Here is an 11,350-nt window from a genome sequence, read left to right as displayed (position 1 = left end):
CTGCTGAACTTCGGTTATCAGGGCATGATTTCGATCATCGACTGCCTGCTGACGCCGCGCGACGTGGTGGTCTACGATGCCGAAGCGCATGCCTGCATCATCGACGGCCTGCGCCTGCACAAGGGCAAGCGTTTCGTATACGGCCACAACGACATGGAGTCGCTGCGCCTGCAATTGCAGCATGCCACCGACCTGGCCGAAGAGCAGAACGGCGGCGTGCTCGTGATCACCGAGGGTGTCTTCGGCATGAAAGGCGACCTGGGCAAGCTCGACGAGATCGTGGCCCTGAAAAAGGATTTCCAGTTCCGCCTTCTGGTCGACGATGCCCACGGCTTCGGTACGATGGGTGAGGGCGGCCGCGGTACGGCGTCGCATTTCGGCGTAGTGGACGGCGTAGACGTGCTGTTCAACACCTTTGCCAAGTCGATGGCCGGTATCGGTGCATTCGTCTGCGGCCCCCGCTGGCTGATCAACCTGCTGCGTTACAACATGCGTTCGCAGCTTTACGCCAAGTCGCTCCCGATGCCGATGGTTATCGGTGCCCTGAAACGCCTGGAGCTGATCCGCAACCACCCCGAATACCAGCAGAAACTCTGGGAGATCGTACGCGTGTTGCAAAGCAGCCTCAAAGAGAACGGCTTCGAGATCGGCGTGACCAATTCGCCCGTGACGCCCGTTTTCCTGAAGGGCGGCATCCCCGAGGCTACGAACCTGGTCGTTGACCTGCGTGAGAACCACGGCATCTTCTGTTCGATGGTCGTTTACCCCGTAATCCCGAAAGGCGAGATCATCCTGCGCATCATCCCGACCGCAGTCCATACCCTCGAGGACGTGAATGTCACCATCGAGGCGTTCAAGGCCGTACGCAGCAAGCTCCAGGATGGTATTTATGCCAAACTGCCCATCCCGGTGCGTGCCGACGAAGGTTTCCTGGTTCGTTAATTCCCCGGTTCCCGGCAGGCCGGTTCATTCCGCCGCCCGGATATAAGGGTTTCCCATACGGGTGTCCCCGGCTTTTCCGAAGGCCGGGGACATCGTTTTGCGACAAAATTCGCCGGAAAATTTTGCAGAATAAATTTTTCAGTTTATATTTGCAATCCCGAAACGCGAGTTTCGGATGCCGGAAGGAGGGGTGAAAGCCTTTTCGCAGGCCGAAAAACATATTGCGGAAATAGCTCAGTTGGTAGAGCACAACCTTGCCAAGGTTGGGGTCGCGAGTTCGAGTCTCGTTTTCCGCTCCCGGAGCCTTTGAAAAGAGGCGGCAATAAAGAGCAAAAACCTTATGTATCAATGATATGTAAGGTTTTTTCGTTTTTGGGTTGAAGTTGTAAAAAAAGCCTGCCTGCTAAAGAGCGATGGGGTGGATACCGCAAATAGGGCGGAACTGTTTGCCGATCCCGGTTCGGGGTGGAATCAAAGCCCGGACAGAAAGATATGCTGACCGAGAGCGTATTATCCGTGCAACAGCCGCAAGAGATGAAGCCCGACACAAAGCCGCAGGTCAAACCGGAACAGCAACAGAAACCGAGGCCGCGTGTTAGAACTTACTCGCCGAGAAAACGGGGAAGGCATCTTTGATTTAATACATATAATTTCTTGTATACTTTATAAAATGCTATTTTTGGAAAAAAATCTGAAATATGTCAAATAATATAACGTCTATCACGCGACAGTTAATCGCAGATGAAATAGAAACTTCTAAAATATCTATTTGCGGAAAGTTGAATGACGCCGAATTTCTAAATAGAATATTTGATTTAGAACAATTGCCATCTCAAGACAAACGATACAAAACCGCATTTGGAGATATTAGTTGTCATTCTCGATTTGGCGACTACGAAACTATTACTTGGATGTTTAACGACAGCCGTTTTAATTTGTTACACTGTAACGATGAATTATTTATTCGTTTTATATGTGAAACACTAAATCCGGCTGTAATGCACAAACAGGAAGATTTAGATAAGCTCAAAGCTATATATAGTAGATATTTACGAGGTGATGGATATGAATTATATATTCGATATAATATTTCCTCAATGCCTATATATGGTGTGAGAAAAATAGAAACAGGCATTGATATTCAAGAAAAATCAATACAGCAATATTTAGATTCTGAATATGTCCTGTCAAAAGTAAATTTGATGAAATCTATGGTCAAAACAAATACTGATTTGGCTTTAGGCAGCGCAAAAGAATTATTGGAAATCGTATGTAAAAGTATTTTATCGGAGAAAAAAATCTCATATACAGACGATATGACCCTTTCAAAACTTTTTAAGGAAACTATCAATTCAGTAGGAATATTAGAATCATCTTCGGCCAGTAATAAAGAACAAGCAGACCGCTCAATACGCCAAATTTTGAGCGGTTTAAATAGTGTTATTCAAGGAGTTTCAGAATTGCGTAATGGGTATGGATCTGGCCATGGCAAAGAGGCATCTTTCAAAAGATTAGAGCCTCAATATGTAGAATTTGTCGTGTCAATTGTTTCAAATATAGTAGTTTTCATTTTGCAAATTAATGGAGAAACAACGCCATTGCAGAATTAATAACAATAACAGAGTGGAGATTATCTCCCACTCAAACGTTTATATTCTACAATCTGTTCTTCGCAGACCTTTTCCACAATGTCGCGGAGTAGTTCGATCTTGGGGACGAGGGCGTCGATGTCGGCTTTTGTTACAACGAATTTGTCATTGTAGCGGGCTTCCAGATAGGCGCGGCGCAGCAGGTCGAACAGGCGTTTTTCTTCATCCGTGTCGCAGGGGAATACTTTTGCCAATTCCAGCGTATAGGGTTTACATTTCCCGATCAGAAATTCAAGATCATGTTCTTTATACCCGTAAAGAATATAAACCAACGGGATAGCTTTTAGAAAATACTCGGCAGCTTGGTGAAGATAAAAAGATGCTTGGACAAATCTGTTTTTGTGGATGTTAGTAATAGCGTCATCAAAGAAATATGTAGCGCGAATATATTTGCTTGTATAATACTCTTCCGCCATTGCCTTAATCTCCGCATAGTCCAATTCTTTTGGTGTGGTTAACAGACATTCGCCCGAATCGTAGAGCATGATTCCCTTTGCGACGATCTCGACGTAGAAATAACGTCCCATCGTCAGGGCGTCGTTCAGCTTGGAGATGCTTTCGTTGATAATCTGGGGTCGGGGCAGGTTCTCGTCGTTCTTCCCGGCTGCAAACCGCTCCCTAACGCGGGCCTCTACCGTGCTTTCCCGTTCTCCCAGCCGACGCTTGGTAACGACCAGCAGATCGTAGTCGCTCATGTAGATTGTCCGCACGCCGTAGTCGCGCCGTTCGTCGCGTTCGACATAGGTATTCGCCGCATAACTCCCGTATAGGATAATCATAACGACATCTTTCACCTCGTCGCGGATCAGTGCGGCCAATTCGTGTAAATCCCGCTGTTTGCGTTCGGGCAGAAAGTCGATGGAGTTCTTCATACCTACAAAATTAGCAAGATTTTTCCAAAAACACACGGCCCGTTGGTATTAGATTCGAAATTGTTCGTATATTTGTTTCACGATTCCTTGAAGCAGTTTCGTTGTATAGGGGCGGCAGAAGCCGTCCGGGAACAAACTGGCAAGCAACTACTATGCAAACTTCAAGGAATTATCTCGATTCGGCATAGCCGACGGACATAACATATAAAGGGTAAACAACTCTTTATACCGTTAAGCAAACGTGGAAACCTCTTTCGAGAGGGTTTGAATCAGGTATAATAGTTGTCAGTCCTTGTTATGTCCTGCCCTTTACGGGCGGGGCAGGCAAGGGCGCAGGACAGCTTACTGATTCGGGTTTTCCACGACCTGCTTAACGGGGCTGCAAATGCGCCCCTTTTTTATTTCTATCCGGGGCGCACTCCCACAATCTCAACCCCGGTATTATGTCACGGCAAATCAATCGAAAAGAGGCGTTTTTGGCATCCGTCGGCCCTTGGTCGGCGGGCATTGCCGTGTCTGCCGGGGGCTTCACAAGGACGGCGGACATGGCCCTGAAATCTGGTAGTAACACGCAAGTAATCCCGTGCCCGGCCGTCCTTTTTATTATGCGGATGCGGGCGGCCGAAACGAATTCTTCAATCTGTGAAGTTGCGTCACTTGATTGTTTCGGCCCCGCATCCGCTTTTTAATCCGACAACCACAAACTATGGAACCAGCCTTTACCCTCGGCATCCTGTACGGCTGCGGCTGCGGTTTCCGCACGGCGCAGTATTTCGAACAACTCGCCGCATACTATCTGAAATCCATGTCGCGCGTCCGGGTGCTGATCGCTCTGACGGGCAAAGCCGAGCGGTCGGTTGCGGCCTGTCTTTTGGAACAACGAGCGAAGCACTCCGGGCTGGAGGTCGCCGTCGTGCTGACGGCCCGGCAATGGCGGGAATATCTGCAAAACATTTCGCACGGCAAAGCCGCCGAATGCAACCCGATTATCGACGCGGCGGATCGTCGGGAGGTGATGGAACGGTGCGCGGAGCGTTTTTCGCCTCCGGAGCTGTTCCGGCTGTTTATCGAGCGTTGCGACCTGCTCGTTTTTCAAGAACACCATGCCGGGGCACAAATGGTCGGACTGATGCGCGAACTGCTGACGGATATGGCCGTGCCGCTGCCCGTGCAGTACGAACTTCTCCATCCCGGCTATGCGAGCCTGCATTATCCGGCCGACCGGAAGCAGTACCGAATATACGGAGGCCCTTACTACGATCCCTATCAGGAGATTCGGCAGAGCGTCGCCTACCTGCGGCGCAATAATTTCGTGATCCGGGCGGAACACCTTCCGATGATCTTCGTGCGCAAATGGCAGTCCGCGCCGCCGGGGTGGTATCATTACCTGACGACCCCGGACGATACGGACATGATATTCCGCCTGCGGGAAACGCCGCGCCACGATCATCTTTCGCTCAAAGTGTTCGCATACGCCTATGCCGTAAGGCATGATATGTGGGCGGGAGGCCGGGAAACCCCGTCGGGGGTCGACGCGATAAGGCGGTTCCGGCAATTCCGGCAACTGTTGGAGATCATAGCCGCCCGGCGGGAAGCGGGGGAGCGGGTGGAATCGTTCGACCTGATGGATTTCGACGAATATGATAAAATGCTCCGCCAAAATAGATAGAATAAAAGATTTGTTTTTGTCTAAAAGACTGTCTGTCTTCGTATTGACACATAGAAATGCAGCGAGGAGCAAAAGGTGAGCTGAAAACCGAAAGGTCGCCATAACATTCTGATACATAACGGAAAGAAACTGCAGGATCGGTTTCCGGTTTCCCGCTCCAAAACAAAAATAGAATCCTTACGACAAGTTTCGGCAAGTCGTAAGGATTTTTCTTTTATACCCGTCGGCGGATCTTTTGCTTCCGCAGGGGGAATTACTTTTCCGGGATGAACAGTCCGGACATGTTCGCCTGTTCGAGGGTGAGGAGCCCGACTTTTTTAGGAATGCCGCCGGCATATCCCGTCAGGCTGCCGTCGCTGCCCACGACCCGGTGGCAGGGGATGATAATGCTGATCGGATTGTGCCCTACGGCACCGCCTATGGCCTGCGCCGACATGGTTTGCTTTCCCTGCTGCCGTGCGATTTCTTCCGCAATATCCTTATAGGTGATTGTTTCCCCGTACGGTATTTGTAGTAATATTTCCCATACGGCCTGCCGGAAGGGCGACCCTTCGGGGCCCAGCGGGGGTGTAAATCCCGGGTTTTTCCCGCTGAAGTAGCAGTCCAGCCACCGCTGTGTCTGGTCGAATACGGGGAGCTGCTTCTCTTCGTGTGCTGCCGGCAGTGTGGCGGCAAAGTATTTTTGCCCGTCGAACCAAAGCCCGGTCAGGCTGTTGCCGTCGGCGGAGACCGTTATCCCGCCGAGGGGCGACTGGTATTTACAAATGTACTGCATGGTGTTATCGGTTAAAGTAAAGGTTGGAATCTTCCGGGGCTTCTTCTCTCGAAGCTATCGTGCAACAGCCCGGGGGCGTAGTACGATTACATTTGGCATGCTTTCATCGGTTATGTGTTTGTCGTTTTGCCTTCGATATTCGGCAGGAAACCCGTGATTATCCCCAACAGGGGCAGCAGGGTGCTGATCCGAAAGATGAATTCGATGCTGGTCTTGTCGGCCAGCCAGCCGAAGAAGGCCGAGCCGAGGCCGCCGAGGCCGAACATCAGCCCGAAAAAGATCCCGGCGACCATCCCGACCTTGCCGGGCATCAGGTCGGTGGCGTAGACCAGGATGGCGGAGAATGCCGAGGAGATGACGAGTCCGATGATGACGGCGAGCACGATCGTGCAGGTCAGGTTCGCATAGGGCAGCAGCAGGGTGAAGGGCGCAGCCCCGAGGATGGAGCCCCAGATCACGTATTTACGCCCGAAACGGTCGCCCAGCGGCCCGCCGGCGACCGTGCCGACAGCCGATGCCCCGAGGAATGTGAAGAGGCAGTACTGCGCCCCCTGCACCGAGATTTCGAATTTATCCATCAGGAAGAATGTGAAGTAGTTGGTCATGCTGGCGATGTAAAAGTATTTCGAGAATACCAGTACGCCCAGGATGCCCAGTGCGAGGCGGATTTTGCGTTTCCCCAGGTGGTGTGCCGGGGCCGCTGCGGCTGCCGCGGGGCGGTTTGCGGTGACGGTGAGGCGAAGTTTATACCACCTCCCGATTCTCGAGAGGATGAGGATGGCGAGGATTGCGGCCAAAGCGAACCAGCCGATCGAGGCCTGCCCGAAGGGGATGACGACCAGCGCGGCCAGCAGCGGCCCCATGGCGCCCCCGGCGTTGCCGCCGACCTGGAATATCGACTGTGCCAGTCCTTTCCGGCCTCCCGAAGCGAGTTGCGCCACCCGGGAGGATTCGGGGTGGAAGACCGAAGAGCCGCAGCCGATCAGTCCTACCGCCAGCAGGATGGGTACGAAGCCCGGGGCGACGGAGAGGGTGAACAGCCCGAGCAGCGTGAAGCACATCCCCGCGGCGAGCGAGTAGGGGCGCGGATGGCGGTCTGCATAGAGTCCGATGAAGGGTTGCAGCAGCGACGAGGTCATCTGGAAAACCAGCGTGATGATTCCGATCTGGGCGAACGTGAAGCCGAATTTCTCCTTCAGGAGCGGGTAGACGGCCGGGATCACCGACTGCATCATGTCGTTCAGCAGGTGGGTGATGCTGATCATGAACAGTATCGGGTAGACTGTTCCGGTCTCCGTGAAGCGCCGCAGGCGTGTGTCCGTGGGTTTTGTAAGCGTCTCCATTGCTGCGGGCTATGGTTCTTCGAGTATCCGCGTGATCGCCTCCCGGGCATTCCGCACGTCCCCGGCAAGGATGTATCCGAGTAACTGCCCGTGCGTGGGCTGGGTGGCGAGCAGGCACTCCGTGTCCCTGTATATATTGCTGAACCTCTTTTTCAGATGGGCGGCCGTCGAGCGGTACAGCTCGCACAGGATTTCGTTGTGCGTGGCCTCGGCCAGGGCGATGTGGAAGTTGACGTCGGCTTCGATACAGGCCTGCAATGCCCCGGCAGCTGCGGTCGCTCCCCGCTCCGCGAGGTGCTTTTCGAGGACTGCGGCGTCGTGTGCCGTTCGCCGTTCGGCGGCTTTTTCGGCGATCGCGACTTCCAGTATTTTCCGCACTTCGTCCAGGTCGTGCAGGTCGGCGCGCCCGAGGCGCCGCTCCATCGGTTCGTCCGGGGGCGTGAGGCGTTCGACAAATGTCCCGGCACCTTGCCGTACCTTCAGGAACCCCATGTTGGACAGGATTCTGACCGCTTCGCGCACGGTCGAGCGGCCGACCCCGAAAATCTGCATCAACTCCGGTTCGGGCGGTAGTTTTTCGCCCACCTCGAATTTTCCGGACATGAATTGCCCCTGCAACCGGCCGGCCAGCTCTTCGGCCAGCGATTTCTTGCTGAGTTGCATGTTCGAACCGGGTTTCATCATATCATCTGATGTTTTGCGCGAAGGTAGGCATTAATTCCGAACCGGCAAAGTTTTCCGGGATCTTTTGCGTGCGGAAAAAGGTTCGGGCAAGGAAGCTTCACCCGCTGTGATCCGAGAAATGCGGATGAAAGTACGAATTTTCATGTGCGGCAATTTTTGCATGTTATTGGTGAAAAGCGAGGTGCTTTCAGAACGGACAAATATCTAAATTTGTAACAATGAATATAGATGAAGACGATACGAAACTTTTCAGGTTGCTCGAGCCCGGGGAGTTCGGTATCTACACACAGTCTGACGAATTACCGGTATCCGATTGTCCGGTATACCTTATGGAAGGGGTCGGAGGCATCTGCCTGTCGGGTACGGCTACGGTACAGGTTTTCAGCCATCGCTTCCGGATCGTGCGCGGGATGGTGCTTGCCCTGTTTCCCTGGCAGTTGATTTCCATCAAGGAGGTAAGCGACGATTTCGGGATCAGGTTTTTCCGCATATCGCACGATATGTTTACCGATACCCTCAGTTCCCTGTGGAGGGCCAGGCCCGGTTTCTTTTTTTACATGCGCACGCATATCGCCTCGGAGCCGCGGGAAGAGTATGTCGGGCGGTTCCTGAATTTCTGCGACTTGCTGGCTTACCGTGCCGAAAATGCTCCCGTCATCTGTCGCCGTGAGTCGGTAATGCAACTTTTGCGGGTGTTCTATTGGGACGTCTACACCATCTATCTCAATGATCCGCAGGCTGAAAAGACTGCTTATACCCATAAGGAAGAACTGGCATTCCGGTTCATGCGGACGGTCGTCGAGGAACATTCTCCCAACAGGGACGTGGCGTATTTCGCCGAGAGGCTCGGGATCACTCCGAAGTACCTGACCAACCTGATGAACGAGATCAGCGGGCAGTCGGCACGGGACTGGATCGTCTGCTTCACGATTTTCGAGATCAAGGCGCTGCTCCGGGAATCGGCGATGGACTTGAAGACGATCGTGGCGCGTGTCAATTTTCCCGACCAGTCTACCCTGAGCCGCTTTTTCCGCAGGTACACGGGCATGTCCCCGTCCCGGTATCGGAAGAATATTCATTTCTGAGCTTTAAGCCGGGCGGAAGCCCGGCTTCTTTTTTTGTAGAATGTAGGGCTGAAATGTTTTAAATGGTAGCCGTATTTGTTGTGCTTTTGGTGTGTATTTCACTAATAATATGCGATTTTCGCCCAAAGTTTGGCGAAATTGGGTTTATTTTTTTACATTTGTCAAGATAGAAATGCGGGCTTCTGCGGAATTTGCTTTCGCAGGGCAGAACGGTAGGTGCGGATGGCTGTCGGAAAAGGATGTGATAAACCAATTTTTTCTCATATGAAAAATTTACGATACCTGTGCCTGCTGTGTGCCCTCGCAGTATGCACCATGTTACCGACCGGCTGTATCGAACGGCCGGATGAAGTTCCCGGCCCGGATGACACGGCCCAAGGCGGAAATAAATACGATTACGCCACGACGCGGGATATTCCTCTTAATCTGGACTATGCCCGCAGGGGCAGCAAGGCGCTGTTTGAAATTTATGCCCAGAACCCTGTGAATGCCGTGGACGGTGCGTTTACTCTGAAACCCGGCGTAAAAGCCCTGCTCAGGGCCTATACCGATAACGACGGTAAATATTCGGGAGTGGTCAACCTCCCGACTGCCGTAGGCAAGGTGTACGTGTATAGCGAATCCTACGGTTTCCCCGCCTGTATCGAGGCCGACGTGACTGCCGGCGGTATTTCGTGCAACGTGCGGCAGTTCTACGAAAAGGCGGCCGGGAAGGTCTCCGGCGCCGCGGTTGCCGACCGGGTTGCGGCGACCCGTGCCGATGCGGCCAATCCTTATAACGTGCAGCAGCTCGGCGACTGGACTTGGGAAGGCAAACCGCTCTACATCCTCGGTACAGTGTATGGTCAGAAACCCTACCTGAATATCGCACCTGATTACGCACAGACACCTGCGGGGATGATGAACCGCATTCAGAACGTACTGATGCCGGGCGTCGACAATTCGAAATACGCCATGCCGACCGGGGTGGTCAACCTCAATGTGACGAAGGATGCCCATCTGACGCTGGTGTTCGCCGCAGAACTGGCAGCATGGCGCAATGCCATCGGTTATTATTATTATGATACGCAGAACCCTCCCCGGACGCAAGCCGAGTTCGATGCGCTGCCCAAGTACGTGGCCTTCCCCAACTGCTCTTCCTTTACGACCAATTTCGACGACCCGGATGATTTGGGGTCGGGCGGCGGCGATTGGACGGCACCCCTGTTTTTCGGCGAACAGCTGCGGCTGACCTGTTTCAGGGGAGGCAAGGCTACTGACATTTTTCCAGCCGGTACGACCGTGGGCTGGTTCATGCTGCCCGATGCGTATGAAATTTCGGCTTATGACTATACCGGAAAACTCGATATCACCGGTTCTAAACACCCGGCGCGCTATTCGAACAATGAGTTCAATGCGGGGAACGGCCGCTATATGGTCAGCCTTTACGACAAAGTGAGCGGCAAGACCGTGCTCGGCTTCGAGGATGGCGGCGACAACGACTATAAGGACGTGCTTTTCTATGTGGACTCCGATCCTGCCGATGCCATTTACGACCCCGACCGCCCGACGACCGACCCCGGTGACGAGAAGTATCCCGACGTGGCGGGCGACCCTGTGGTCGGCACGCTGGCTTTCGAGGATCTGTGGCCGAGCCAGGGCGATTACGACATGAACGACGTGGTGGTCGGGTACAGCACGACCTTCACGGTCGACAAAGACAACCGGATCGTGGCGATCCGGGATGTCGTCACTCCGTTGCACAGCGGCGGTAAACTCCGGAGCGCCTTCGGTTACCAGCTCGACATTCCCGTAACCGCCGTCAAAGGCGTGAAGATCGAAAACGGGTCTTCGACGGCCGGACTCGAAAAGAACCAGGATAAAGCCGTGGTGATACTCTTCGACGACATCGAGCAGGCCGTGGCCCGGGGGCCCGTTAGCGTCGAGATCGAACTGGACGGGAGCCTGTCGATGGACAAGGTGACCCGCAAGTCGCTCTACAACCCGTTCATCTGCGTGAGCGACAAAGGGTTTGTTCCCGGGGCCGTCCGCAAGGAAATACACCTGACCAACTATCCGCCCACGTCGCTGGCCGACCCCTATCCTTTCGGCCGCAACGATGACAAGAGCTCGCTGGACAAGGCGGGGAATCCCATCGGGCCCTATTATTATGCGACTTCCGAGTTGTATCCTTTTGCCATCGACCTGCCCGTTACCGATTACCGGATCCCGGACGAGATGGTGAAGATCGACGTCTTCTATCCCGATTTCGCCGGTTGGGTGAAGAGCCGTGGCGAAAAACACAAGGAGTGGTATAAGAACTCCGTGAAATAGACCCGGTATTGCCGGTTC

Annotated in this window: 9 protein-coding genes and 1 tRNA gene; 6 read left to right on the top strand and 4 right to left on the bottom strand. The window is 53.4% G+C overall.

What is annotated here, in order from left to right; translation table 11 throughout:
• The 3 genes from QVP03_RS13630 to QVP03_RS13620 all read left to right on the top strand — a co-directional run.
• On the top strand, positions 1 to 942 hold a 942-nt coding region (locus tag QVP03_RS13630; protein WP_288210842.1), incomplete at its 5' end, for an aminotransferase class I/II-fold pyridoxal phosphate-dependent enzyme.
• Between the two features lie 223 nt (positions 943 to 1,165).
• Positions 1,166 to 1,238, top strand: a tRNA-Gly gene (locus QVP03_RS13625).
• Between the two features lie 402 nt (positions 1,239 to 1,640).
• Positions 1,641 to 2,552 (top strand): abortive infection family protein, encoded by a 912-nt coding sequence (locus tag QVP03_RS13620; protein ID WP_022333938.1) that lies wholly within the window; start codon positions 1,641 to 1,643, stop codon positions 2,550 to 2,552.
• Between the two features lie 20 nt (positions 2,553 to 2,572).
• Here the strand turns inward: QVP03_RS13620 and QVP03_RS13615 are convergent, their stop codons facing one another.
• Positions 2,573 to 3,463: a HEPN domain-containing protein gene (locus tag QVP03_RS13615; protein WP_022333937.1), complete on the bottom strand. Its 891-nt coding sequence runs from the start codon at positions 3,461 to 3,463 to the stop codon at positions 2,573 to 2,575.
• Between the two features lie 706 nt (positions 3,464 to 4,169).
• Between QVP03_RS13615 and QVP03_RS13610 the strand changes: the two genes are divergently transcribed.
• Complete coding sequence (locus tag QVP03_RS13610) at positions 4,170 to 5,132, top strand: hypothetical protein (protein WP_022333936.1); 963 nt, start codon at positions 4,170 to 4,172, stop codon at positions 5,130 to 5,132.
• Between the two features lie 253 nt (positions 5,133 to 5,385).
• Here the strand turns inward: QVP03_RS13610 and QVP03_RS13605 are convergent, their stop codons facing one another.
• The 3 genes from QVP03_RS13605 to QVP03_RS13595 form a co-directional block, all read right to left on the bottom strand.
• On the bottom strand, positions 5,386 to 5,907 hold the full coding sequence (locus tag QVP03_RS13605; protein WP_022333935.1) for a methylated-DNA--[protein]-cysteine S-methyltransferase: 522 nt from the start codon (positions 5,905 to 5,907) through the stop codon (positions 5,386 to 5,388).
• Between the two features lie 110 nt (positions 5,908 to 6,017).
• Positions 6,018 to 7,250 (bottom strand): MFS transporter, encoded by a 1,233-nt coding sequence (locus QVP03_RS13600; protein WP_022333934.1) that lies wholly within the window; start codon positions 7,248 to 7,250, stop codon positions 6,018 to 6,020.
• Positions 7,251 to 7,259: 9 nt separating this feature from the next.
• Complete coding sequence (locus tag QVP03_RS13595) at positions 7,260 to 7,934, bottom strand: FadR/GntR family transcriptional regulator (protein WP_022333933.1); 675 nt, start codon at positions 7,932 to 7,934, stop codon at positions 7,260 to 7,262.
• Positions 7,935 to 8,152: 218 nt separating this feature from the next.
• Here QVP03_RS13595 and QVP03_RS13590 point away from each other — a divergent pair, with 218 nt between their 5' ends.
• Both QVP03_RS13590 and QVP03_RS13585 read left to right on the top strand, forming a co-directional pair.
• Positions 8,153 to 9,019, top strand: coding sequence for a helix-turn-helix domain-containing protein (locus tag QVP03_RS13590; protein WP_022333932.1), 867 nt, complete (start codon positions 8,153 to 8,155; stop codon positions 9,017 to 9,019).
• Positions 9,020 to 9,283: 264 nt separating this feature from the next.
• The gene (locus tag QVP03_RS13585) at positions 9,284 to 11,332 is read left to right on the top strand and encodes an LruC domain-containing protein (RefSeq protein WP_022333931.1); all 2,049 of its coding nucleotides are present in this window, start codon (positions 9,284 to 9,286) and stop codon (positions 11,330 to 11,332) included.
• The last annotated feature ends 18 nt before the right edge of the window (positions 11,333 to 11,350 follow it).

The organism is Alistipes sp. CAG:29, assembly GCF_000435435.1.
In the GTDB taxonomy this organism is placed as follows: domain Bacteria; phylum Bacteroidota; class Bacteroidia; order Bacteroidales; family Rikenellaceae; genus Alistipes; species Alistipes onderdonkii.
The sequence above is the reverse complement of the archived record's forward strand: the minus strand, read 5'-3'. Positions and strand labels throughout refer to the sequence as shown.

Excerpts from the sequence above, each read along its gene's own strand:
- QVP03_RS13615 (WP_022333937.1), bottom strand. The coding sequence starts at position 3,463 with ATGAAGAACTCCATCGACTTTCTGCCCGAACGCAAACAGCGGGATTTA.
- QVP03_RS13590 (WP_022333932.1), top strand. The coding sequence starts at position 8,153 with ATGAATATAGATGAAGACGATACGAAACTTTTCAGGTTGCTCGAGCCC.
- QVP03_RS13610 (WP_022333936.1), top strand. The coding sequence starts at position 4,170 with ATGGAACCAGCCTTTACCCTCGGCATCCTGTACGGCTGCGGCTGCGGT.
- QVP03_RS13620 (WP_022333938.1), top strand. The coding sequence starts at position 1,641 with ATGTCAAATAATATAACGTCTATCACGCGACAGTTAATCGCAGATGAA.
- QVP03_RS13605 (WP_022333935.1), bottom strand. The coding sequence starts at position 5,907 with ATGCAGTACATTTGTAAATACCAGTCGCCCCTCGGCGGGATAACGGTC.
- QVP03_RS13595 (WP_022333933.1), bottom strand. The coding sequence starts at position 7,934 with ATGATGAAACCCGGTTCGAACATGCAACTCAGCAAGAAATCGCTGGCC.
- QVP03_RS13585 (WP_022333931.1), top strand. The coding sequence starts at position 9,284 with ATGAAAAATTTACGATACCTGTGCCTGCTGTGTGCCCTCGCAGTATGC.
- QVP03_RS13600 (WP_022333934.1), bottom strand. The coding sequence starts at position 7,250 with ATGGAGACGCTTACAAAACCCACGGACACACGCCTGCGGCGCTTCACG.